The sequence below is a fragment of the Haladaptatus sp. AB618 genome (assembly GCF_024136965.1).
Taxonomy (GTDB): domain Archaea; phylum Halobacteriota; class Halobacteria; order Halobacteriales; family Haladaptataceae; genus Haladaptatus.
In genome coordinates, this window is the sequence record NZ_JAMYJX010000007.1 from 200,099 (window position 1) to 222,306 (window position 22,208).

The window sequence follows — 22,208 nt, forward strand, 5'->3', positions numbered from 1 at the left end:
AAAAATGGATTTGGGTTCGGCCGAGAATTTCACCGACATGGGCACGCTCGGCGTCGAAGAGGAGTTCTACGTCGTTGACGACCGAGGTGTCCCAACCGCGGGTACCGACGAACTCGTTTACGAGACCGCCCCGCCGGAAATACTGGAAGGGCGACTGGATCACGAACTGTTCAAATGCGTCATCGAGACACAGACGCCGAAGACGACGCCGTCAGACGTTGAGGACGATGTCCGTGCGGTTCGGGAGGCACTCGTCGAACACGCGAGGACGAACGGCTACGGCATCGCGGCGGCGGGACTCCACCCCGGCGCAAAGTGGCGCGAACTGGACCACGCGGAAAAGCCCCGATATCGGGCACAACTGGACCGAATCCAGTACCCGCAACATCGCAACACTACGGCAGGTCTGCACGTCCACGTCGGGGTAGACGACGCGGACGCGGCCGTCTGGGTGGCGAACGAGATTCGCTGGTATCTTCCCGTCATGCTGGCGCTGTCGGCCAACTCGCCGTACTGGAACGGCTACGATACGGGCCTCCAATCGGCACGGGCGAAGATCTTCGAAGGGTTACCGAACACCGGCATGCCGACGTACTTCGAGGACTACGAGGCGTTCTCGAAGTTCGAGCGGACGATGGTGGAAACCGGATCGATAAACGACCGCGGCGAACTCTGGTACGATGTCCGACCCCACTCGGGTCACGGCACGGTCGAAGTCCGCACACCGGACGGGCAGGCCGACCCGGAGCGCGTGCTCGCGTTCGTGGAGTACACTCACGCACTCGTCACCGACCTCATGGAACGGTACGAGGACGGCGAGTCCGGCTATCGACACCGCCGCGAACTGCTGGACGAGAACAAGTGGCGCGCGCTCCGCTACGGACACGACGCGTCGTTCATCAATCGTGACTGTGACGGCGAAATCTCGCTCGGCGAAGTGGTCGAACGGGAGTGTGACCGTCTCGGAGTCTCCGGAATCGGCGAGATCTTCGACGGGGAAAGCGGTGCGGCGCATCAACGGCGACTCAACGACCAGGAGAGCTTCGAGGCGCTGTGCGAATCGCTTCTGTTGTAAGCAAGTTTTTTACCCGCTACCGACTTTTGTCCTTCTGGGAACGACATGTCTGGGGACGACACTGACAACGAACGAAACGAGATCGAGGATACCGGCGACGAGATTCCCGTCGATACGAGCGGTGTGGACGAGATGGAGGAGGAAGGAGACGAGGAAAAACCACTGTCGCGTGGTCGCAAGCGCCTCAACGAGGAGGCCGACCGGGCGGTCGAAGGGTTCGACCAAGGAATTGTAGACCTCCTTTCGTGGGTGCTCGACACCGAGACCCGCGCCCGAATTTACGTCTACCTCCGACAGAATCCGGGAAGCACGAGCGAGGAGATTGCCGAGGGAACGGGGCTGTACCCGAGTACGGTACGCGAGTCGCTCGCCGAACTCCACGAGGAGGAGAACGTCGCGCGCGAGAAGCGCGAGAGTTCGGGTGCCGGAAACAACCCGTACGAGTATACCGCAATCGCACCGAGCGAACTCGTCGGCGGCATCGTGGACCAAGTTCAACGGGAACTCAACACGGTGTTCAATCTCGACGACCACCTGAACGACGAGGTGTCCGAAACGGAACCCGTGAGTATCGAGGTCGAGGACATCTCGGACGAACCGTCCGGCGACCACGACGAAGACGCGACTGGAACCGACGACGAAGACGAGGAATAAACCGCTCGTTTCGCAAGAGCCACGGTCTTCTCGCCCGTTCGTTCCTTCGGATGACTGGGACGGAGTTCGAAATATTTCCGGAAACGATGGTCGGTCGTGTCGCGCTACGCGTCACCGACCTCGACCGAACGAGCAGATTCTACGAGAGTGTGATCGGTCTCGAACGCCAACGTGAGAGCGGCGGAACCGTCGTTCTCGGCGCGGGAGACCGTCCACTGCTCGAACTCGTTGACGATTCAGACGCGTCGCCACGAACGGCACCCGAGACGGGCTTGTTCCACACGGCGTTTCTGGTTCCATCACGACGTGCCTTGGCCGACGTACTCGTGCGTATCGAGGAGGAATGGGAGCTAAGCGGTGCGTCCGACCATCGCGTGAGCGAAGCACTCTACCTCACGGACCCGGAAGGCAACGGCGTCGAAGTGTATCGTGACCGCCCCCGCGAGGAGTGGCCGACCGACGGGGACGGCCACGTCGAGATGGACACGCTTCCACTCGATATCGATGAACTCAGAACGGAATCGACGGGGAAGGGGAAGGTCCCATCGGAGACGGTCGTCGGACACGTCCATCTCGAAGTATCGTCGATTCCCGCCGCACGGGAGTTTTACGCCGGGACGTTGGGGTTGCGAGTTCGACAGGAGTTCGGCCCGTCCGCGCTCTTTCTCGCGGCCGACGGCTACCACCATCACGTCGGCGTGAACACGTGGAACGGCCGGAGTGAACCGGCGACGGGACGAGGCTTGGCGTGGTTCGAACTGTTGGTCCCCGACCGGAAGTCACTCGAAAGGATACGGGAGCGTTGTATCGAACGCGGAATCGACACGACGCCGACCGAGCGTGGGTTCGAAGTGTCTGATGCAGATACGATTACTGTTCGACTATCCATTATTGACTGACACCAGATGATTTCAGTTTGTATGCCAGATTAAATCCGAATTTTAGCCCTCATAATGCCCAAGATGTGTTTCAACAAAAGTACCCGGTATTCCGTCTGGTAGTAGAATCGTCCCTACTACTAGGTTTTCGATAATTCCATCGGCGTATGATTTATATATCCATTCTTGGATGTGCACAGTATGAGTGATTTCAGCAGCGGGAACGAAGTGCTCTCACAGTCCGAGAGTGGGGTCACGATCGAAAAATCGTTCGACGGCGAGGAGTTCGCTGTCCCGGCGATTCGGTTCGAACTCCGGTCGGATCACGACGACGCGATGACGGTCCGCATCACCGATAGAATCCCGGACGAGTTCCCGATGGACAACGTCGGATTTCACCCCGAGTACGAAAACGAAAACTGGACGGCCTACAAGGACCACCGCGTCCAATTCGAGCGGACGCTCGAACCGAACGAGTCGCTGACGACGGTGTACGGGATTCGGCTTTCGGACTGGTCGGACGCCGAGGATTTCCTCATCGAACCGGAACTCGAAGAGGTCACGCCGGTCACTGGCGACGCCGAACCCGACGGCGAAGAGCGCATGGAAGAACACACCATCACGGACATCGTCTCCGAGGACAGCAGCCAGGTCGTCCGCGACGTCATCGCGGGAGAGGGTGGACTTCCGGGCCTCAACGACGACGCGGACGAAACCCAAGCGTCGAACGAACCCGCGGACCCGCTCGCCGACGTGGGAAGCGATCCACTCGCTGATACCGTGGCTGACCCGGTCGCGGACGACGAAGCTGATCCGCTCGACGAGACGGTCGATACGAATTCCGACGCCAGCATCGACGAGGACGATTCCGAGGTTCCCGATGACGACGAGGACAAGGGCGAGAGCGATCCCTTGTTCACGGGTACGGTAGACGAAGCGGACGAATTCGGGGCGTCGGCTACCGACGACGATATCCTCGAAGCGCCGGTCGAGACGAGCGAGGAACAGACGGCCTCGCCGCCACGCCCCGGAAGCGTCGCCGCCGCGCTCGCCGACGAGATTCGCGCGGGAGCGGTCGACTCCGAGGATCTCTCGCTCATCCAGCAGGAACTCGATTTGGACACGCCCGAGAGCACGAACGTCCGAATCCGTCACCTACAGTCGCGCGTGGACGACCTCGCGGCATACACGGAAGCGCTGGAGGAGTTCATCGACGACAACGGAACGGCAAAGACCCTCATCGAGGATTTCGAGAGCGAAGTCGAATCGGTGCGCGAGGAACTCGGCGAGATGGGCGACGATATCGAGAGCGCGAAGGACGAAGGCGCACAGGCCCGTGCTCGCGTCGCCGACCTCGAAACGAACCTCGACGATCTCGAAACGGGGCTTCAATCCGACCTCAAAGACCTCGAATCGGACGTCGAGGAGTTGGACGATGTCGGATCGAACCTCGAAGACCTCGAATCACAACTGAACGATCTGGAGGACCTCGTCGCGACGAACACGCAGGAGGCCTCGGCCTTGGACGACGAACTCGAAGACCTACGGGACGACTTCGGAGCGATCGGGTCGATCGAAGCGGAGATCGAAGAACTCCGAGACGACTTCGAAGCCGTCGGATCGCTCGAAGACGAACTCGAATCGGTCTCGAACGACGTGTCCGAACTCTCCGATTCCGTTTCGGCCGCGGAAACGCGAATGGACGAAAAGATCGAAACGCTCCGTGCGGACGTCGAATCCATCGAGAGCGAGATGAAGGAACTCAACGAGTGGCGCGACCAACTCGGGTCGGTCTTCGGCGGCAACTGATTTCGATTTCGGTCAGTTCTCGAACGTAACCCCTCTTTATCCGCTTGCTGAGGCAGGCAGGAGTCACCTCCGACGGGAGCCACTTCGTTTCAATAGAGGTGAAAATATGAGTACCATGTCGGTGGGAGGGACTCCGGGAGAGACGGACGACGAACGCCGATTGTACGGCGACCCACAGCACGAGGTCGATGCTGATTCCGACCCCGAGCGACTGTACGGTACACCCCAGCACGAAAGCGAAACGGCCACGGGCGGAGTCACGGACCTGTGGCTCGACTGTCTCGCCTTTCGGAAAAGCGTCGAGGAGCGACGATGAACTCGCAACCGCGCCGGAACGAGGACCAGGTCGAGGGGTGTCGGACCTGCGCCACGGACACTCCACACACCGTCAGTATCGAAATCCGCACCGAAAACGAGCAGGCCGAACACAGTTCGTTTTCGCGTGAGCCGTACCGAATCAGCGTCTGTACGGTGTGTGGCGAGGAAACCACCCGCCGAATGAACGACGCCTGATCAGTTCCGACCGTCGTTCGGCGACACCGCGAGCGCGTTTTTCACGAGGCTTCGATGCCCACGGCGGAGTCGCTCGGACACCGCCTGATGGGAGATACTGAGGTTGTCCGCGAGATCGTCGGCCGTCGACCCACGTGGGACGTCGTAGTACCCCCCTTCGAGCGCCATCATCAGCGTCTCGTGTTGCTCCTCGGTCAATCCGTACAGTCCGTGGCGCGTGTCGCTTATCTCGTAGATGTTTCGTACGTCGATAGAGAGACCCGTGTCCTGACAGAAATCGTACGTCGCCGACAGCGAATCGCGGTCGGGGAACAGGATTCGAAGCCGCCAGCGGTCATCCTTGCCGTGTAGGTTCAGGATGGTCGCTTGTTCCTCGACGAGGATGTGAATGACGACGTGAATCTGGTCCACCCAATGCATCCGATATAGCCGCTCGTCGCCGAGATCTTCGATGAGGGTGAGTTCCTCGATGCTTCTGTCCTCTCGGAGCGCCGAATCCAGTGCGTCCATGTCGTCCGCCGACACCCAGAGGTAGGGCATCACGTGGTCGGAATCGTGTGCTGCCACACGAACCACGTCGAATTCGGGATTCGAGGCACGCTCCAGGGCAGTTCTGAGCGCGAACTCCTTCGCCGGGAGTTCTATTTCCGCTATCGTACTCATACGAAAACGATCGCCAGCAACCGTAATACGTCCTATGGCTACGTGATACCACCACTGCGACGATCGAACGACTCGTACTCCCCCGTCTCGACGATTTCGTGCAAGTGTTCGTTCACCCGCCAAACGTCCCGAAAACGGACGTACAGCGGTGCCGGACAGATCCGAATCACGTTCGGCGGGCGGAAATCAACGACGACGCCGCGTTCCTTGAGCGCCTCCCCGATTCGGTACGCCTCCTCGTGTTCGACGGCGACGTGGCCACCGCGTCGTTCGGGGTCGCGCGGGGTTCCCACCTCGTACTCCGGGAGGTCGTCGACGAGTTCGATGAGGTACTCCGTGAGCGCCAGCGATTTCTCGCGCACCGCATCGATGCCGACCGCCTCGAACGGTTCGAGCGACCCCCAGAGCGGTGCGGCGCTGAAGACGGGTATCGTCCCGATCTGCCACGCGCCAGCATCGTCGGCGGGCGTGAACGTCGTCTCCATCTCGAACTGGGTTTCCTTGTCGTGACCCCACCAGCCAGCCAATCCGGGTTCGGTTCCGAAGTGACGCTCGTTGACGTACAGGCCAGCGACCGCACCCGGCCCGGCGTTCAGGTACTTGTAGCTACACCAGACGGCGAAATCCACGTCCCAGTCCGAAAGCCGGTGGGGGACGGCCCCAACCGAGTGAGCGAGGTCGAACCCCGCCAGCGCGTCGTGGTCGTGTGCGGCCGCGGTCAATCGCTCGATATCGAACAACTGGCCGCTCCGGTAGAGCACCGACGGCATGAACAGGATCGACGTCTCGTCCGAGAGCGCATCGATAACGTCCTCTTCCTCGATGGTACGTCCATCCCGGCTTTCGACCACGACGAGGTGTCCGTCCGGGTCGAGTCCCAGATTCGCCATCCGCGCTCGAATAGCGTAGTGGTCGGTCGGGAAGTCGAGTTCGTTGACGACGACCTCCCCACCGTCGTAAAACGTCGAGAACAGCGCGTGGATGTTGACCGTCGTGGAGTTTCCGACCACGACTTCGCGTTCGTCCGCACCGACGAGCGGAGCGAGGCGGTCGCCCAATCGCTCGCCGTAGTGGAACCAGTCCGGGTCCGCGTCCGTCCACCCGCGAATACCCAGTTCCCGCCACTCCTCGATCACGTTCGATAGCGCCCCCTCCGCATCCGTCGAGAACACGCCGAGCGAGTTCCCGTCCATGTACAACTCGCCGTCCGGCACCACGAATCGCTCCCGGAGGTGTGAGAGCGGGTCGGCGTCGTCACGTCGTCTGGCGTCGTCGGCACCCGTATCCATACCGGACGTTTCGGCGACGAGCACTTGATTGTACGCGCACCGGCGACCCGTCCGCCTACCACCACCAGCGCTGGACTTGGGGCTCGATGAAGTCGAGGACGTCGTCCGGGCGCGAACTGAACCACTGGGCGTCGAGCACGTCGTTACCGACTTCCAGTTCGCCGCCGACACAGACGCCCGAAAAGAGGACGAACAGCGCGAAAATTCGCTCGTTCGAATCGGTCTCCGTCGAGATTTCCTTCCGCCGAACGCCGAGCACGTCGGTCAGGCGACAGTGGAGTCCCGTCTCCTCGCGCACCTGGCGGTGGGCCGTCTCGGAGAGCGTTTCGTCGGGTTCGTGGCCGCCACCGGGGACGCCCCACGCGTCGGGTGCTTTCGGGTGCCGAATCAGCACGACTCGGTCGTCCGCGTCCGAAACCCAGACCCCAGCGGAGCCGAGCCAGCCGTCCTCGGCCTTCTCTCGGCCGTGTTCGAAGTAATCCGGGTCGTTTTCGACTCGCTCGTCGTGGACGGGGAACATGCCGTATGCGTGTCGAAGCCGACGGAGGCTATCCGTCGTGGCGTCACGGCTTCGCACTTCGAGTGACATGATTCCCCTTTCGAAGGCTGAAAGTATAACTCCAATGCTAGGAGAAGTTCGATATGGACGACGAGATGAGTGATGCGGTGGACCGAATCGAAGCGACCGGCGTGCCGCCGTGGCACGCACTGTCGGTCGAAAGCGCGCGTCGCGTCGAGGACGAGGTGTTCACCCTCGACGACCGCCACCCCGTCGAGTTCGTGCGAAATCTCTCGATCCCCGGTCCGCGCGGTGAAATCCCGATTCGGGTGTATCGACCGGACGCACGAGACGTGCCGGTCGTCGTGTTCTACCACGGCGGCGGGTGGACGCTCGGAACGCTGAACTCCATCGACGGCGTCTGCCGCGAGTTGGCGAACCGCGCCGACTGCGCCGTCGTCTCCGTGGATTACCGACTCGCGCCCGAACACCCGTTTCCGGCGGGGGTGGACGACGCCGTGGCCGCGCTCGACTGGGTGGCAGAACACGCGGCGACGTTCGGCGGCGACCCGACCCGCCTCGGCGTCGCGGGAACGAGCGCGGGTGGCAACCTCGCGGCCGTCGTCGCCCTGCACGCCCGCGAGTTCGACGGGCCGACGCTCTCGCATCAGAGCCTCCTCTATCCCATCACGAACCACGCCTTCGACACCGATTCCTACGACGAGAACGGGGACGGCCCGCTGCTGACCCGCGCGGACATGAAGTGGTTCTGGAACCACTACCTCCGCAGTCCGGTCGACGGCAGGAATCCGTTCGCATCGCCACTTCTGGCGGAGGATCTTTCGGGTCTCCCGCCCGCGACGGTCGTGACAGCGGGTCACGACCCGCTCCGTGACGAGGGAATCGCCTACGCCGAACGGCTCGACGACGCCGGTGTGGAGGTCGAACACGACCACTATTCGGGAATGGCACACGGCTTCCTGAGCCTCACCGGCGACGTGACGACGGCCGACGGGGCGATGGATTCGGTCGCCGAATCGCTCCACACGATGTGACGGACGGTGATGCGGTGGTTGCCGACGTGACGCCGTGGCTGGACGTCACATCGAGAAGGCGGTGGGAAGCGACGGCTGGAGGAGCAAAAGCATCGAACGAATACCGCCGAGATACGGACCGCAGAACGGTGAACGTCGTGGATCCGCCACAACGTTTAGGCGAATCCCAATCGAGGACGACGTGGGGGGAACCATGTCCGAGACGATAACGTTAGAAACGGCGAAGCAGTTGATAGACGCCGCTGAACGAAAGGCCGAGGATATCGGCGTTCCGTCGGTTATCACGGTCGCCAATCCGGACGGCAACATGATCGCACAGCATCGGATGGACGACGCGTGGCTCGCCAGCGTGAACATCTCGCGGAACAAGGCGTACACGTCCGCCGCGCTCGAAATGCCGACCCACGAACTCGCCGAACCGTCACAACCGGGGAACTCGTTGTACGGACTCCAGACCACTGACGACAGCCGGATCGTCATCTTCGGCGGGGGATTCCCGCTCGAACGGGACGGCGAAATCGTCGGCACGATCGCGTCGAGCGGCGGCCAAGTGGACGAAGACATGACCGTCGCGCGCGCCGGTATCGACCAGTTCCAGACGTTGACTCACTAGCCGTGCACTCGATACGGCAACCGGCGTACACCGGGGAAAATCGCTGTCTTCCCTGTACCGCAGTCAACCTCTTTATCGCGGTCGTCATCAGCCTGCTACTGGCGAGCCTCTCGATTTTCGTCGGCACGGCGACGTTCGTCGTCTCCCTCGGCCTCATCTACCTCCGCGGCTACCTCGTACCCGGGACGCCGGAATTGACGGCGAACTACCTCCCGAGCGAGGTGCTCCGGCTGTTCAGCAAGGAGCCGGAATCGACGGTCGCGGCGGGCGAGTTCGAACGCCTCTCGTCGATGAACGTCGTCGTCCCGTGTGATGGGAGTTCGAGCGATTCGACCTGTCTCGCGCCCGAGTTTCGGGATGCGTGGCAGCGGCGAATCGAATCGACCGATCCGGAGGGAATCGGACCACGGGACGTCGCGGACCTGCTCGGCGTTGCCAAGGGCGACGTGTCGTCCATCGGTGGGCGCGCGTTCGTCGTCTCCGGGGACCGCCTCGTTCACTGGCCGTCCGCGGCCGCGCTCGTCGCCGACGTGGCCGCAGGAGCCGAACTGAGCGCGCGAAACGACCGGTCCGTCGAATGGGGCGAAATGGAACCGGACGCGCGTGAGGAGGCGCTCACGCGCTTACGGACGTTCCTGTCCGATTGTCCGACCTGTGGCGCGACGTTGACGCGCGACGAGCACCGCGTCTCGTCCTGCTGTCAACCGTCGAAAACGGTGTTCACGTCCACCTGTGAGGGCTGTGGCGCGCACATCGTGGAACTGGACGGAGTGAAATGAGCCGACGGGTGGTATCGGCCCGGACTACATCGTCGTTGTCGTCGAACCGCCGCCACTCTTCACGACTATCTTGCCGTGTGCCTTCCTGTAGTTCTCCGCGAAGTACGCGGACAGCTTCTTCGACGCGGTGAACGTCACCGTCTGTGACGTCCCCTTCTTCAGCAGGAAGTCCGAGCGGGACAGTGCCGGGCCGTTCGGGTAGTTCGTGGTGAGCACGAGGTTCGGCCGGTTCGCGGCCCGCGAGTACGAGGTCGTGTTCGTCCACTTGATGGCGTAGCGTTGCCCCTGCTGCAGGGTCAGCGTCGGATTGGCCTTGCCCTTGATGCCCGAGGACTGGCCCATCCATTTGCCGTCCTTGAACCCGAGTTGGAACGTCTTCGACGGACTGGTCTGCGTCGTTTGATTCGTGGTCGTCTGGGTGGTTCCATTGCCGCCCGTGCTGATGGCACCGCGCATCTCGACGGGGTGAATCTCGCAGTAGTACTCGTTGGTGTCCTTCTTCGGGGTGAACCGCACGGTTTGGGTCTGTCCCTGCACGTTCATCAGCGGTGAGCGGACGACGGTGCTCCCGTAGTCCGCCGTCTGTGGGTCCCCGTCTGCACTCATGGCGATGAAGTTGTGGTCGAAGCCGTCGAGGTTGATCCAGATGACCTCGTAGGGCTGGCCCGCCTTCAGGTTCAACGTCGGGTTCAGTTTCCCCTTGATCGATTCCGGGGCGATGCCTTTCCACCCCGTGGACTGCCCGCCGAGTTTGATCTGTTTGGCGGGTTTCTTCGAGTTGCCGTCGTTCCCCGATTGCGTCGAACTGGTGGTGCTTTGGGACCCGCCGCCCCCGCCACCGTTTCCGCCGCCGGTGTTCACCTGACCCTTCATCGTCGTCGGGTGGACCGTACAGAGGTACGTCGCCATCTTCTTCGACGCGGTGAACGTGACCGACTGGGTCTTCCCGCGATTGTTCATGATCTTCGTCTTGACCAACTGCTTCCCGCTCTTGTCCCGGATGACGAAGTCGTGCGGTTGGCCGTCGAGGTTCTTCCACACGACGGTGTACTTCTTGCCCGGTTTGAGCTTCAGCGTCGGGTTCTTCTGCCCCTTGATCGAGTTCGGAGCCTGCCCCTGCCATCCGGCCACCTTTCCGCCGAGCCGAATCTTCGTGCCGCCGCCCTGTGCGAGGGTGCCGGTGAGACCGACGAGCGTCCCGCTCGCCGCGGTTCGTTTGAGGACGGTTCGACGTGAGACCGAGTTCGCTGTCCTGTCGCGGTGTTCGTTCATTGCTCTCGTGTCGTTCTCGTTGTTCTGCGTGGGTCGCATCCGACTCACTTCCCCTGTCCTTTCATGGCGAAGACGGCGACCGTGCTACCACGGCGGCCGTGACGGAGCCACCCGCTCCCGCCGACTTGCACGGCGATGTACTGTTTGTTCGTTCCCGGGTCGTACCAGCCACTCGGCGAGGAACAGATGGGCGCGCCCAACTGCATCTGCCACAGCCTGTCGCCCGAATTTCCGTCGTAGGCGACGAAGTTGCCCTTCTGCGTGCCGAGGAACGTCAGCCCGCCCGCCGTCGTCATCGACCCGCCCCACAGGTAGCTGTCGTCCTCGATCCACTCCCGCCAGACGCGCTTGCCCGTTCGCGGGTTCACCGCGACGACGGCGCTCGTCTTGCCGTTCCAGCCGTCCGGTTCGTTCACGTCCGGCCAGTCGTGGAACGTCCCGCCGAAGTAGCCGCCACCGGGGCTGTACTCCTGGTGTTGCCACCAGATCTGCTGGGGCGTGTTCTGCTGTTTCATGTAGACGAGTCCCGTCTTCGGACTGTAGGATGGCGGCTGCCAGTCGTTGCCGCCCTGCGCGCCGGGCACGAACGAGATCCCTTGATCGCCGACGTGTGGTACCTCTTTGAACGTGTTCAGGTGCTGAACCGTCGGCTCGCTCCGCTTCAGGAGTTTGCCGTTCGTGGCGTCGAGCGTCTGCACCCATCCCGTCTTGCCGGGGCTGACGACGATGTCCTTCTTCTTTCCGTCCACCTTCTGGTCCCGGATGAGGACCTTCGGCGACGAGGAGTCGTAGTCCCACGTGTCGTGGGGGCTCTCCTGATAGTTCCACTTCGGCTTGCCGGAGTTGGCGTCGAGGGCCAACGTTCCGACGCTGAACCGGTTCGGTCCGGGCCGGACCGCGCCGTCGAAGTCCGGGCCGGGGTTGCCGACCGGCGAGAAAATCACGTCGTTGTGCCGGTCGATGGTTCGAGACATCCACGTCGTCGTCGATCCCTGCTTCCAGCTATCCCCGACCCACTGGTCTTTCGGCCGGGTTTCGGTCTTCCACTTCTGCTTGCCCGATTTGGCATCGAGCGCGGTGACGAACCCCCGGACGCCGTACTCGCCGCCCGCGCTTCCCGTGATGACCATGCCGTTGTACGGCGTCGGTGCCCACGTCGCGGAGTAACCGTCCTGCCACTTGCCGGTGGACGTGTACCACTTCTGTTCGCCCGTGTAGCGGTCGAGCGCGACGACCCCCGAATCGAGCGTCGTCATGAACAGGGTGTCGCCCAGAATCCCGAAGCCACGGTTGTTCGTGTCACAACAGAGGATGAGACCGTCCGGGTTCGCGTACGTGTAACTCCAGAGCACCTTGCCGGTTCGGGCGTTGATGGCCTTCCCGTGGTCCGGCCCGTTCGTCTGGTACATGATGGGCGGGTCGCCCGGTACGATGAGGGGGCTTCCCTCCATGCTGTCGGCGATGCCCGTCTCGACGAGATACTCCAACTCCAGGTTTGTCACGTTGTCCGGCGTGATGACGTTCGCCGAGGAGTAGCGCTGTTGTTCGTACCCACCGCCGTAGGTCAGCCAACTGGTCTGGTCGGTCGTCGTCTCGTTCAGCATCTCCTGTGTGACCGGTTTTTTGGGAATCTCGTCGACGGCGTACTGCTGCGTTATCGACTGGCTCGGCGTTCCCTGTAGCTTGTACCCCTCCTCGATTTCTTCGAGTTCGTGTTCGTTCGCCGCTTTCACGGCCTCGTCGTTCTCGATGTTCATCCTTCGACCTCCCACGAGTGCGGTGCACGCATCTCGTCGGTGATGCGGAACGCGTCGTTGGTCAAATCCTCCTGTCCGACGATCATCGCCGCCGTCCCGGCGGTCAGCGCGGCGGTCAACTGGCTGTCGGTCAACGAGCCATCAGTCACTCCCTGGGCGGCGGTGCCCAAGAGGTGGAACCCGCCGAGCATCGCCTTGATGTCCCACATCGCCGTATCGAGAATGTCGTCGGTCAACAGGACCTCGTTCTGCCAGAGATGCGTGTCCATGTCGTCCACCCACAACAGCGACCCCTCCGCCGCACGGTGGTGCAGCGGCGCGACGTGTTCGACGTCGAACTCGACACCCTCGGGGATGTCCTTCGTCGGCATCCAGAGCGCGAGTCGGCCGGTGTTGTTCACCACGTTCATGACGAGTGCTGTCTTCTCCCGTTCGCTGAACCCGAGGTCCGACAACGTGTTCGTCAGCAGTTCCGCACGAATCAATTCGTGTGCGACGTTCTCGATGTGGTTCTCGGTGAACGCCGGAAGATGTGATTCGACGCTTTCGTAAAATCCGATGTCCACGAGGTGGTCGTTGATCGTCCACGCTGGCGCGGCGAGTTCCCGATAAAGGCGCTCGTCCCGGGCGGGAATTCCCGCCGCCCGAACGTCCTCGATCCTCCCCATCCGTGTGGCGAGACCCGAGAGGCCGCCCGCCAACAGGTCGGCGTCGAGTTCGCCGGTCACGTCCCCTCGAATCGCGTGTCCCATCGAGGACAACTCTTCGGCCGAATCTCCGTGTAGCTTCCCGCGAAGTCCGTCGAGTGTGAGATCGCTCCCGATGGCAGCGGCGCTGGTCACCCCCAGTACTCGTAAGAACCGTCGCCGTTCCTCGTCGTCTATCTCCGGTGCGTAGTTGGTCATTTCGTTTTCTCCCCCATCCGGGACCTCTGTGTCAGTCCCACCCACACAAATCGACTTGGTTATTTGTTAATACTTGGATGAAAACCACAATGGTTGATAGTAAGATCCGAACACTGCCGTGGAATACCAACGCCAAAAACGGAGACCGTATCCCGAAAACCGGACTTCAACCACGGGTGATGGGAAGGGATTCGTGAATCCTTTTTAAGGAATCGGGGAATCGTCCGCGCACGCCCGTTTCGTTCACGATCACTGGAAAACCATCGACCGATCGGGGTTGATTCGAAACGTCCGATCGTGATGTCGGTTCGATATAAAAAGGAAGTGGGAAATCTTTATCCGAATGTCCGTCGTCTGTCACTCTTCGCATGAAGGGGGAGAAAAACATGGGGCGGCGCCGAGCGTTGCAAGTCGCGGCGGCCGGAATGGGTCTCGGCCTCGTGGGAACGGCACAGGGAAGTCGAGCGACACGGAAATCGAACGCCGTGGACGTCATGCTGAACTGGAACGCGAATTCGACACAGGCGGGCTACTTCGTCGCCAAGCGAAAGGGGTTCTACGACGAACAGGGCGTGACCGTGACGGAGTTCGTCCCCGGACAGGGCGGCACCTTCGCGGCCAAGCAGGTCGGGTTGGGACGCCAAGGGTTCGGGCTCAGTGACGCCGCATCGGTGCTCACCGCACGAAGCAAGGGATTGCCGGTGCGGTCGTACGGAACCAGCCAACAACGGAGCGACGGCGTCGTTTACACCGTCGAGAAGGTGTTCGGTAGGAAACTCGAAAAGCCGAAACAGTTGCAGGGGAAGACGCTCGCCGCGCCGAAGGATTCGCCGATGACGACGTTGACGAAAGCGGTGTTGAAACGAGCGGGCGTGCTCGACAGCGTGAACTTCCTCGGTGTCGCACCCGAACAGCAGACGCCGATGTTGCTGTCGGGGAACGCCGACGCCGCCATCGCCATCTTCGACTCGCCCACCGCGCTCAGGCGGAAGGGGTACGACGCGTCCGCGATCCGACTCGCGGACTACATGCCGACCGTCGGTCGGACGGTCATCTCGCGCCCGAAGTTCGCCGAACGGAATCCGAAAACCGTCCGGGGCTTCCTGCGTGCGACCGCCAAGGGATGGGCGTGGGCCGCCAACAACCCGAAGAGGGCGATGGACGTGATGGTCGATGCCAAGCCGAGTTTGGCACAGTCCCGGAAGATGGGCGTCTTCAAAATCAAGTACACGACGAACAACCTCGTCACGGGCGATAACGGACGATGGGGCTGGCAACGGCCGAAGTCGTGGAACACCGTCAGCAAAGCGCTGTTCCGGACGGGTGTCGTGCCGAAAACTGACGTTCGGGCGGCGTGGACGAACGACTATCTCGATACGGAGTACGAGTACATCGAGTCGTACGAGGGACAAGTCGAGAGCGGCAGATAGCGGAATGGATTACACCCGGAGCGCCGACGGAGAAACGAATTCGAACGCGGGCACGGGATCCGAGTCGAACGCGAGCGGGGAATCCGAGTCGGACGGGGGCCAAACCCTCGGTCGTCTCCCGAACCGACTCGTCCCCATAGCGACGCTGTTGGGTAGCGTCGCACTCGTCGTACTCGTCTGGCGGTTCACCGTGGACGCACTTTCACTGCCGACCGTCCTGCTTCCGTCGCCGAGCGCGGTTTGGGTCGCGTTTACCACTCACGCCGGGTCGATGTATCCGCAGGTCGTCTACACCGGAACGGAAATCCTGTTGGGATGGCTGGTCGGCGTGACGGGCGGAATAACGCTCGCCGCGATAATGGCGCTCTCAGGCCGACTTCGCGCCGTGCTGTACCCGACGGTCCTCGCGGTTCGTATCGTGCCGCTCGTCGTGTTCGCACCCCTCCTCGTCCTCGCCTTCGGCGCGACGCTCACCACTCGGGTCGGTATCGCGGCACTGTTGACCTTCTTCCCGATGACGGTGGCGACGCTCGACGGACTCGGGTCGGTGCCTAAAACCCACCTCGACCTCGGGCAACTCGTGGATGCACCGGCGTGGCGACTGCTGCTGTCGATCCGACTCCCGTACGCACTGCCGGAGGTGTTCACCGGGCTGAAAATCGCCACGCCGCTCGCCGTCGAAGGGGTCCTCATCGCCGAATTTCTCGCCGCGACGAAGGGTGTCGGCTTCGAACTGCTGGAGACGGCACGCCTGCTCCAAACCCCGCTTTTGTTCGCGTATTTGGGTGTGCTCGCCGTCGGTGCGCTCGCCCTCTTCGGCGTGGTCGTCCGGACCGAGCGTCGCGTCGGGACGAGCGACGGGACCGACTCGCTCGGCGAGGCGTTCGTCACGGGACGGACGGTGGTCGAAACAGGACGGAGGGAGGTCGCCGGTGCGCTCGTCGCGCTGGCCGGAATCCTCGTCGTGTGGGGTATCGCCGCACGCATCGTCCCGAACGCCTCGGTGTTTCTCCCGCCGCCGCTCGCCGTTCTCCGGACGCTGATCGAATCGCCCGGGCTGTTTCTCCACGCGGGGTACGCGACCGGGACGAAACTGCTCACGGGATGGTGTTTGGGTGCGGGGGTCGGCCTCGCGCTTGGCGTCTGCATTCGTATCGTTCCAGGACTGGGAAGCGTGCTGTATCCGTATCTGGTCGGGTTTCGCGTCATGCCACACGTCGCGGTCGCGCCGCTCCTGCTCGTGTGGTTCGGCGTTTCCTTCGAGGCGGCGGTCATCATGATCGCGGCATCGACGTTCTTCCCGATCACGATCGGGACGGCGGCCGGACTCGCCGCGACGCCCGACGAACAACTGGCGCTGCTTCGCTCGGTCGATGCGCCGCTTCATCGGGAACTGCTGTTCGTCCGCCTTCGGAACGCCGTTCCCTCCCTGTTCGCCGGAATCAAACTCTCCGTCGTTACGGCCGTCGTCGGCACCGTCATCGCGGAGTGGTTCGTCGCCGAACGGGGGTTCGGTGTCCTCGTCCTGCAGGGAATGTCTGATTTCGCGCCAGCGTTGACGTTCGCGGCGGCCGTCTGCCTGTTTGCGCTCGGCGGCGGATTGTTTGCAATAGTTGCCGCCCTTCAATGGTACGTCTCGTGGTAATATCACATCGAGGGCCTCAAATAGTAATACGCACCCCGAACAAACATTCAGTGGGTCGATGGACGACAAAATCGCCTCGATAGTGGAGCGGGAAGTGGGAGAGTCCCCGTTCAGCGTCGTGCGAGTGGATGAGGGATTGCTCCACGAGACCTACGACGTGAGTTGCGAGACGGGACGATACGTGTTGCAGTTCGACTCGGATGGCGAACGGGACGACTCCCTCCGCCGTGGTTACAACTGTTACATCACGTTGTGCGATTCCGACATCCCCGTTCCCGAAGTCGTGACGGAGACGGTCACGTCGGACGACGGCCGAGGGTACACCATCGTCGAGAAACTCCAGGGAACCACGGGTGAGAAGGACATCTCACCCGAACGGACCCGGAACGCCGGGCGGGTTCTGGCGAGGATACACGAGTTCGAGCGCTTCGACGAGGCGGGATGGCTCCGATTCGAGGGACGGGAACTGTCCGTCGAGCGCTTCGAAGCGGAGGGTCTGCGGGAGTGGGTTCTGGAGAACGTCGTTGAGAGTTCGACGTGCCTGCGAAACGGGGGCTTGGAAACGGCCGGAACGGACGTCGAGGACGTGTTCGACCGGTTCGGCGGAACCCTCCCGGAGGCGTTTCGCCCCGTCTTCTGCCACAACGACTACTCGCCGGACAACGTCCTCTTCGAGGACGATGCGGTGACCGGAGTCATCGACTTCGACCGCGCGACCGCGAACAACGCACAGAGAGCCCTCGCGAAAGCGGCCAACTGTTTCTGGATGCACGACCCGAACGCCGACTGGAACGTCCGGGAAATGTTCTACGACGGATACCGGGAACGGCGAAACGTGGACAGTTCCTTCGAGCGAAACGAACCGCTCTACCGGGTGGAGACGCTCGCCAACATCGTCGCGGCACTGCTCCACATGGACGAGCTATCGGAGTACGAAACGGGGTTCTACGCCGAACAGATTCGGGAGGCGGTCGAGCGGGCCAAACGGACGATACGGTAACGGACGGAAGCGCCGAAACGGGGGACAGAGTTTTACCGCCAGTTATTGCATGCTCTGTGGATGCGGGTTCGGGAGTTTCCGGTCTTGGGGGAGGCCGACCGATCGGTCGTCGACAGACTTGCGTGCGGGATTGGAGAACCGGCGGCGACGGTACTGGCGTATCTGTTGTGCCGAAGGGAGGAGTTCACGACGGAGCCTGCGTCGTTGCTCGCGGTTCGGATCGGAACCGGATCGAATCGAAAGGCGGTGCGGAACGCACTGGCCGAACTGACGGAACGGGAACTGATCGAGGCGACCACGGTTCGGGACGAGACACCCGGTAGACCGGCGACGAGGTGGCGTGCGACCGGAAGCGTCGAGGAGACGGTCGAAGCCGTGTACGACGAGCACGCCAACGAGTTGCTCGCGCGGGCGGGAGCGTTCCCAAACCGTCCAGAATCGAACGCCGTCGCCGAGTTAGACTCGACGGTTCCGGACGCCCCGATTTCACACGCCACGAACGCGTCGTTCTCGCTCGCGCTGAACTGGCGGCCGAACGGACTCCACGCGCCGCTGTTCGTCGCGGACGAGACGGGACTGTACGAAAAATGGGGGCTGTCCGTTCGGTTCGACGCTCACGAGGGGTCGCGGGCCGCGCTCGATGGCATCGTCTCGGATACTGCCGACATTGCGGTCAGCGGCGCGGCGACCGTCCTTCGGGCGCGAGCGGAGGGCGAGCAAATCGTCCCGGTCGCCCTGTTGTTCCAGCACGCCATGACGGCCATCTACGGACTGCGAACGACGTTCGACGGTCCATTGGAGCGCGCCGAACAGCTTCGTGGCCTCCGTATCGGGATGCCATCGACCGCCGAGACGGGGCTGCTCGGTCGGTTGTTCCTCTCGCAAGGGGGCGTCCTGAATGACGTGGAAATCGTGGACCTCCGTGGCGAGGAGCGTGCCGCGCTGCTTTCCGGAGCCGTCGACGCCGTCACGGGTTCGTTTTCCGACCCACGGAAACTACGGGACGACGGAATCTCGGTCGAGTCGATTCCCGTCGCGGAACGGTTTCCCCTCCCCGGTCCCGCAATCGTGACCAGCGAGCGGACCCTCTCGGAACGTGAACCGGAACTGGCCGCGTTCCTCGCGGCGACGACGGCTGGATGGACGACCGCCCGACAAAACCCATCCCGCGTCGAGGAGGCGGTCGAAGCACACGACGATGCCGAACCCAGTTCGCCCAGCCGAGAGCGACGAACGTTCGAAGCGGCCGTCGAGGAGTTCGGGACCACCGACGCGGTTCGCAACTTCGGATGGGGGTGGGGGGAAGCAGAGCTATGGAATCGGTTAGCGACCGCGCTCGATGGCGTCGGATCGCTCGGAAGCGAGGGGACCGAGCGATGATAGAACTGGACGAGGTCGGCGTTTCGTTCGGCGATGTAACTGCCCTCGGCGGCATCGAACTCCGGATACCGGACGGCGAGTTCGTCACCATCATCGGCCCGTCCGGTTGCGGAAAAACGACCCTGTTACGAACCGTCAGCGGGCTTCAGACGCCGACACGCGGGCGGGTTCGATTGGACGGACGCTCGCCGGACGAAGCGCGAAGCGAGGGGACCATCGGCGTCGTCTTTCAACAGCACACGCTGTTGCCGTGGAAGACGGCCCTCGAAAACGTCGTGTTCCTGCGACGGATGGCGGGAAAGTCGCCGAAGCGTGCCGACGCGCGCGAGTTACTCTCGACGATGGGGCTCGACGGGTTCGAGGGGAACCGTCCGGCCGAACTCTCGGGGGGAATGAAACAGCGCGTGGCCATCGCGCGGGCGCTCCATCTCGGTGCGGACGTGCTGCTGATGGACGAACCGTTCGGAGAACTGGACGAACTCACCCGCGAGGAGATGGGAATCGAAGTTCGAGACCTCTGGCGTCGGGAGCGAAAGACCGTCTTGTTCGTCACCCACAGCGTTCCAGAAGCCGTGTTACTCGGGGACCGCTGTGTCGTGATGGGGAACGATCCGGGTCGGATCCACACGACGTTCGACATCGACCTTCCCCGCCCTCGGGATGGGGAGATTTTCGACGCCGACGCCTATCAGGAACAGGTTGCGACGGTGCGAGCGTCGCTCCACGCCGATCAGTGAACGGAGAGGTCGTCGTCGGTCGTTGCCTCGGTGAACTCCACTTCGATTTCGAGTTCGTCCTCACGGCCGCCGGTGAACTCCACTTCGACCTCGATGGGTTCGTCGTACTCGAACGGAATCTCCCAGTCGCTCGTCGAAACCGTGAGCTTCGTCCCCGCTTCGATCTGATCGGCGAGTTCGCGGAGGAACGTGGCCGTCTGTTCGCGCGAAAGCTGGACTTCGCGTTCGAAGAACCCGTCGGTGACTTCCGATGGTTCCGAGTTGCCGTCCGTCGGGAGTTCGACGTTGTCGTCCATACCACGTCCACGACGGGGGGACAATTAAATTATCGTACGCCCGCGGGCAGTTCGTGGTGTGGTTCTTTGGGGGTCGCCGTCGTATCCGGTTCGATGTCACTGCTCGACATGCTCGGGAGCAAACCACGTCTCGAAATCCTACGGTTGCTCTCGCGCGAACCGATGTACGTCTCCGAACTCGCAGAGGAAGTGGGAATGGACGGGAAGACGGCCGTGCACCACCTGCGGGCGTTGGAGGGGGCGGACCTCATCGAACCGTACAGGCAAGGAAATCGAAAGTACTACCGGCTGACGAAGGTCGTCACCCTCCGTGCCGCGCCGTATCCGGAGCGGACGTTCATCGTCCAAGCGAGCGATATCGATGGCGGAACGGCTTGAGAATGAGTCCGGCGGGGAGGTTTATCAACTCGAACGTCGCACGGTAAGAAGTGACGGACGAATACGATGCGGTCGTGTACGACCTCGATGGAACGCTGGTTCGGCTCGCCGTGGATTGGGCCGCCGCTGCAAAGGAGATACAGCCGATAATTCGGGAACACGGCGGCGAAGCGACCGCGAACGATGCGCTGGATCTGTTGCCGGTCGCGGAATCGCTCGGTATCGAGGAGAAGATCGAACCGCACCTCGCGGCGGCCGAGCGCGCCGGGGCGCGGCGATCCGAACGACTCCCGCTGTTGGAGGAGTTCGCCGACGCGGAACGGCCGGTCGCCATCTGCTCGCTCAACTGTGAAGCGGCGTGCCGTCTCGCGCTGGAGGAGCACGGCGTCCCGAACGGAACCGACGTCATCGTCGGGCGGGACTCGGTCGCAGAACGGAAACCACACCCACAGCCACTGCTCACCGCCGTGGACCGTCTCGACGCGGTTCCGGAACGAACCCTCTTCGTCGGGGACTCGGACAGCGATGCGGTGACTGCCCGGAAGGCGGGAACCGCATTCCGGAGGGTGTGATCGCTACTTCGTGACCGGCACGTACCCCGATAAAGCGTCGATGATTTCGGATACCGAACCGGCATCAGTGGTCACCGGCATGGAAACGGAATCCAAACCTCGCCGAGCGGGTTCCAACGAACGGCGCAATATCACTCGAAAACGTCTCACGACCCTCGACGATCGATCCTGATTTGACGCCGCAAAAGAACCATTCAAGGTCGCCAACCCCACACAGTATTGTAGACCACTAACAAAATAGCTGCGGCGAATGTTCAATACCCACAGCATTCGGCTCGAGAAAATTCTACCCGAAGTTACGGATAGAGGCTCTATAAATCGGACATCCACCATTTTTGCCGAGTAAACGATTTACCGATCAGTCAGTTACGAAATTTTGATAAAATATTGGATTAGATTCGAATAGATGCATCCACAGCGGTATTTTTAGCGGCTCATTGGTGGTTACTGCTACGACAGGAGATTATTCCGCTTCGTATATTCGGTATTTATGAGTGAATGAATATTGTGTGTTTTACACAATATTAGTTGGTGAGGTCGATGATCGAACGAGCGGTCGATCGGTCGTTTCGATTCGATCCAGTACCACCACTACTGGTCTCGACGATATGGGAAAGCGAGATTATACGAACAGAGCTATGTCTGTAATGGCACGTGACATCGAGCGATGAACGTCGGTGTCCAGCGCCCCATGAACGGTTCCACATTCGAAAATGCCCACCGGGTGTGGAGTGATGGCCCGTTACGTATCGTAAGAATTCTGTCTATTGTTCCCCCTCGTAACAGATGTTTGAGTATTCTATCACCCTACTGTCTGCTATTTCTCTATTACAGTATGGGAATATAAAAATAATAATATTATAGATATGTATGGTCGTGGCCAGAGCGTGAACAGACGTTGCGACGACTAACCGGAACCCATCGTTTTCAGACGACATGCGGGGACAACGGCGACACTCGTCTCCGAGCGGTGTGAGAAAGTCCGTGAGAACTGCTGTTCGCGTGCGAC

Annotated in this window: 23 protein-coding genes; 16 read left to right on the forward strand and 7 right to left on the reverse strand. The window is 61.9% G+C overall.

Translation table 11 applies throughout. From position 1 onward, the window contains the following. Positions 1 to 4: 4 nt before the first annotated feature. The 6 genes from NKF26_RS19615 to NKF26_RS19640 all read left to right on the forward strand — a co-directional run bounded on the left by NKF26_RS19615 (position 5) and on the right by NKF26_RS19640 (position 4,929). Positions 5 to 1,075 (forward strand): glutamate--cysteine ligase, encoded by a 1,071-nt coding sequence (locus NKF26_RS19615; protein WP_253226367.1) that lies wholly within the window; start codon positions 5 to 7, stop codon positions 1,073 to 1,075. 45 nt (positions 1,076 to 1,120) lie between these two features. Continuing rightward, positions 1,121 to 1,729, forward strand: coding sequence for a winged helix-turn-helix transcriptional regulator (locus NKF26_RS19620; protein WP_253226368.1), 609 nt, complete (start codon positions 1,121 to 1,123; stop codon positions 1,727 to 1,729). Between the two features lie 50 nt (positions 1,730 to 1,779). Beyond that, the gene (locus NKF26_RS19625) at positions 1,780 to 2,628 is read left to right on the forward strand and encodes a VOC family protein (RefSeq protein WP_253226369.1); all 849 of its coding nucleotides are present in this window, start codon (positions 1,780 to 1,782) and stop codon (positions 2,626 to 2,628) included. A 180-nt stretch (positions 2,629 to 2,808) separates the two neighbouring features. Further along, on the forward strand, positions 2,809 to 4,416 hold the full coding sequence (locus NKF26_RS19630; RefSeq protein WP_253226370.1) for an AAA family ATPase: 1,608 nt from the start codon (positions 2,809 to 2,811) through the stop codon (positions 4,414 to 4,416). A 106-nt stretch (positions 4,417 to 4,522) separates the two neighbouring features. Next, on the forward strand, positions 4,523 to 4,732 hold the full coding sequence (locus NKF26_RS19635; protein WP_253226371.1) for a hypothetical protein: 210 nt from the start codon (positions 4,523 to 4,525) through the stop codon (positions 4,730 to 4,732). Beyond that, positions 4,729 to 4,929, forward strand: a complete 201-nt coding sequence (locus tag NKF26_RS19640) for a hypothetical protein (RefSeq protein ID WP_253226372.1) — start codon at positions 4,729 to 4,731, stop codon at positions 4,927 to 4,929. The genes NKF26_RS19635 and NKF26_RS19640 overlap by 4 nt, the downstream gene beginning before the upstream one ends. Here the strand turns inward: NKF26_RS19640 and NKF26_RS19645 are convergent, their stop codons facing one another. The 3 genes from NKF26_RS19645 to NKF26_RS19655 are packed head-to-tail and all read right to left on the reverse strand — an operon-like array spanning position 4,930 to position 7,470. Next, positions 4,930 to 5,592: a helix-turn-helix domain-containing protein gene (locus NKF26_RS19645; protein ID WP_253226373.1), complete on the reverse strand. Its 663-nt coding sequence runs from the start codon at positions 5,590 to 5,592 to the stop codon at positions 4,930 to 4,932. A gap of 38 nt (positions 5,593 to 5,630) precedes the next feature. Then, entirely contained in the window at positions 5,631 to 6,881 is a 1,251-nt protein-coding gene (kynU, locus tag NKF26_RS19650; RefSeq protein WP_253226374.1) for a kynureninase, read from the reverse strand. A gap of 55 nt (positions 6,882 to 6,936) precedes the next feature. Then, entirely contained in the window at positions 6,937 to 7,470 is a 534-nt protein-coding gene (locus tag NKF26_RS19655; protein ID WP_253226375.1) for an NUDIX hydrolase, read from the reverse strand. Between the two features lie 53 nt (positions 7,471 to 7,523). Between NKF26_RS19655 and NKF26_RS19660 the strand changes: the two genes are divergently transcribed. From NKF26_RS19660 to NKF26_RS19670, 3 genes are all read left to right on the forward strand, one after another. After that, positions 7,524 to 8,435, forward strand: coding sequence for an alpha/beta hydrolase (locus NKF26_RS19660; RefSeq protein WP_253226376.1), 912 nt, complete (start codon positions 7,524 to 7,526; stop codon positions 8,433 to 8,435). Positions 8,436 to 8,628: 193 nt separating this feature from the next. Next, positions 8,629 to 9,048 (forward strand): heme-binding protein, encoded by a 420-nt coding sequence (locus NKF26_RS19665; RefSeq protein WP_253226377.1) that lies wholly within the window; start codon positions 8,629 to 8,631, stop codon positions 9,046 to 9,048. 2 nt (positions 9,049 to 9,050) lie between these two features. Next, positions 9,051 to 9,827 (forward strand): hypothetical protein, encoded by a 777-nt coding sequence (locus NKF26_RS19670; protein WP_253226378.1) that lies wholly within the window; start codon positions 9,051 to 9,053, stop codon positions 9,825 to 9,827. A 24-nt stretch (positions 9,828 to 9,851) separates the two neighbouring features. Here NKF26_RS19670 and NKF26_RS19675 read toward each other — a convergent pair whose 3' ends face one another. The 3 genes from NKF26_RS19675 to NKF26_RS19685 are packed head-to-tail and all read right to left on the reverse strand — an operon-like array spanning position 9,852 to position 13,761. Then, on the reverse strand, positions 9,852 to 11,138 hold the full coding sequence (locus tag NKF26_RS19675; RefSeq protein ID WP_253234778.1) for a plastocyanin/azurin family copper-binding protein: 1,287 nt from the start codon (positions 11,136 to 11,138) through the stop codon (positions 9,852 to 9,854). 5 nt (positions 11,139 to 11,143) lie between these two features. After that, entirely contained in the window at positions 11,144 to 12,856 is a 1,713-nt protein-coding gene (locus NKF26_RS19680) for a PQQ-binding-like beta-propeller repeat protein (protein WP_253226380.1), read from the reverse strand. Beyond that, positions 12,853 to 13,761 (reverse strand): hypothetical protein, encoded by a 909-nt coding sequence (locus tag NKF26_RS19685; protein ID WP_253226381.1) that lies wholly within the window; start codon positions 13,759 to 13,761, stop codon positions 12,853 to 12,855. The genes NKF26_RS19680 and NKF26_RS19685 overlap by 4 nt, the downstream gene beginning before the upstream one ends. Before the next feature lie 368 nt (positions 13,762 to 14,129). Between NKF26_RS19685 and NKF26_RS19690 the strand changes: the two genes are divergently transcribed. From NKF26_RS19690 to NKF26_RS19710, 5 genes are read left to right on the forward strand one after another with little or no spacing between them, the layout of a single operon-like run. Beyond that, on the forward strand, positions 14,130 to 15,191 hold the full coding sequence (locus NKF26_RS19690) for an ABC transporter substrate-binding protein (protein ID WP_253234779.1): 1,062 nt from the start codon (positions 14,130 to 14,132) through the stop codon (positions 15,189 to 15,191). A 4-nt stretch (positions 15,192 to 15,195) separates the two neighbouring features. Next, the gene (locus NKF26_RS19695) at positions 15,196 to 16,836 is read left to right on the forward strand and encodes an ABC transporter permease (RefSeq protein WP_253226383.1); all 1,641 of its coding nucleotides are present in this window, start codon (positions 15,196 to 15,198) and stop codon (positions 16,834 to 16,836) included. Between the two features lie 58 nt (positions 16,837 to 16,894). Then, the gene (locus NKF26_RS19700; protein WP_253234780.1) at positions 16,895 to 17,836 is read left to right on the forward strand and encodes an aminoglycoside phosphotransferase family protein; all 942 of its coding nucleotides are present in this window, start codon (positions 16,895 to 16,897) and stop codon (positions 17,834 to 17,836) included. A 60-nt stretch (positions 17,837 to 17,896) separates the two neighbouring features. Further along, positions 17,897 to 19,216, forward strand: coding sequence for an ABC transporter substrate-binding protein (locus NKF26_RS19705; protein ID WP_253234781.1), 1,320 nt, complete (start codon positions 17,897 to 17,899; stop codon positions 19,214 to 19,216). Beyond that, positions 19,213 to 19,953 (forward strand): ABC transporter ATP-binding protein, encoded by a 741-nt coding sequence (locus tag NKF26_RS19710; protein WP_253234782.1) that lies wholly within the window; start codon positions 19,213 to 19,215, stop codon positions 19,951 to 19,953. The genes NKF26_RS19705 and NKF26_RS19710 overlap by 4 nt, the downstream gene beginning before the upstream one ends. Here NKF26_RS19710 and NKF26_RS19715 read toward each other — a convergent pair. Beyond that, on the reverse strand, positions 19,947 to 20,249 hold the full coding sequence (locus NKF26_RS19715; protein ID WP_253226387.1) for an amphi-Trp domain-containing protein: 303 nt from the start codon (positions 20,247 to 20,249) through the stop codon (positions 19,947 to 19,949). The genes NKF26_RS19710 and NKF26_RS19715 overlap by 7 nt on opposite strands. A 93-nt stretch (positions 20,250 to 20,342) precedes the next feature. Here NKF26_RS19715 and NKF26_RS19720 point away from each other — a divergent pair, with 93 nt between their 5' ends. Together NKF26_RS19720 and NKF26_RS19725 are read left to right on the forward strand one after the other, a co-directional pair. Beyond that, the gene (locus NKF26_RS19720) at positions 20,343 to 20,627 is read left to right on the forward strand and encodes a winged helix-turn-helix domain-containing protein (protein WP_253226388.1); all 285 of its coding nucleotides are present in this window, start codon (positions 20,343 to 20,345) and stop codon (positions 20,625 to 20,627) included. Positions 20,628 to 20,677: 50 nt separating this feature from the next. Then, positions 20,678 to 21,199 carry an HAD-IA family hydrolase gene (locus NKF26_RS19725; RefSeq protein WP_253226389.1) on the forward strand — a complete coding sequence of 174 codons (522 nt, stop codon included), beginning with the start codon at positions 20,678 to 20,680 and terminating at the stop codon, positions 21,197 to 21,199. Positions 21,200 to 22,208: the final 1,009 nt, after the last annotated feature.

What these genes read in the sequence shown, in the direction of transcription:
- NKF26_RS19615 (WP_253226367.1), top strand. Translation starts at nt 5, where the DNA reads ATGGATTTGGGTTCGGCCGAGAATTTCACCGACATGGGCACGCTCGGC.
- NKF26_RS19620 (WP_253226368.1), top strand. Translation starts at nt 1,121, where the DNA reads ATGTCTGGGGACGACACTGACAACGAACGAAACGAGATCGAGGATACC.
- NKF26_RS19625 (WP_253226369.1), top strand. Translation starts at nt 1,780, where the DNA reads ATGACTGGGACGGAGTTCGAAATATTTCCGGAAACGATGGTCGGTCGT.
- NKF26_RS19630 (WP_253226370.1), top strand. Translation starts at nt 2,809, where the DNA reads ATGAGTGATTTCAGCAGCGGGAACGAAGTGCTCTCACAGTCCGAGAGT.
- NKF26_RS19635 (WP_253226371.1), top strand. Translation starts at nt 4,523, where the DNA reads ATGAGTACCATGTCGGTGGGAGGGACTCCGGGAGAGACGGACGACGAA.
- NKF26_RS19640 (WP_253226372.1), top strand. Translation starts at nt 4,729, where the DNA reads ATGAACTCGCAACCGCGCCGGAACGAGGACCAGGTCGAGGGGTGTCGG.
- NKF26_RS19645 (WP_253226373.1), bottom strand. Translation starts at nt 5,592, where the DNA reads ATGAGTACGATAGCGGAAATAGAACTCCCGGCGAAGGAGTTCGCGCTC.
- kynU (WP_253226374.1), bottom strand. Translation starts at nt 6,881, where the DNA reads ATGGATACGGGTGCCGACGACGCCAGACGACGTGACGACGCCGACCCG.
- NKF26_RS19655 (WP_253226375.1), bottom strand. Translation starts at nt 7,470, where the DNA reads ATGTCACTCGAAGTGCGAAGCCGTGACGCCACGACGGATAGCCTCCGT.
- NKF26_RS19660 (WP_253226376.1), top strand. Translation starts at nt 7,524, where the DNA reads ATGGACGACGAGATGAGTGATGCGGTGGACCGAATCGAAGCGACCGGC.
- NKF26_RS19665 (WP_253226377.1), top strand. Translation starts at nt 8,629, where the DNA reads ATGTCCGAGACGATAACGTTAGAAACGGCGAAGCAGTTGATAGACGCC.
- NKF26_RS19675 (WP_253234778.1), bottom strand. Translation starts at nt 11,138, where the DNA reads ATGCGACCCACGCAGAACAACGAGAACGACACGAGAGCAATGAACGAA.
- NKF26_RS19680 (WP_253226380.1), bottom strand. Translation starts at nt 12,856, where the DNA reads ATGAACATCGAGAACGACGAGGCCGTGAAAGCGGCGAACGAACACGAA.
- NKF26_RS19685 (WP_253226381.1), bottom strand. Translation starts at nt 13,761, where the DNA reads ATGACCAACTACGCACCGGAGATAGACGACGAGGAACGGCGACGGTTC.
- NKF26_RS19690 (WP_253234779.1), top strand. Translation starts at nt 14,130, where the DNA reads ATGAAGGGGGAGAAAAACATGGGGCGGCGCCGAGCGTTGCAAGTCGCG.
- NKF26_RS19695 (WP_253226383.1), top strand. Translation starts at nt 15,196, where the DNA reads ATGGATTACACCCGGAGCGCCGACGGAGAAACGAATTCGAACGCGGGC.
- NKF26_RS19700 (WP_253234780.1), top strand. Translation starts at nt 16,895, where the DNA reads ATGGACGACAAAATCGCCTCGATAGTGGAGCGGGAAGTGGGAGAGTCC.
- NKF26_RS19705 (WP_253234781.1), top strand. Translation starts at nt 17,897, where the DNA reads ATGCGGGTTCGGGAGTTTCCGGTCTTGGGGGAGGCCGACCGATCGGTC.
- NKF26_RS19710 (WP_253234782.1), top strand. Translation starts at nt 19,213, where the DNA reads ATGATAGAACTGGACGAGGTCGGCGTTTCGTTCGGCGATGTAACTGCC.
- NKF26_RS19715 (WP_253226387.1), bottom strand. Translation starts at nt 20,249, where the DNA reads ATGGACGACAACGTCGAACTCCCGACGGACGGCAACTCGGAACCATCG.
- NKF26_RS19720 (WP_253226388.1), top strand. Translation starts at nt 20,343, where the DNA reads ATGTCACTGCTCGACATGCTCGGGAGCAAACCACGTCTCGAAATCCTA.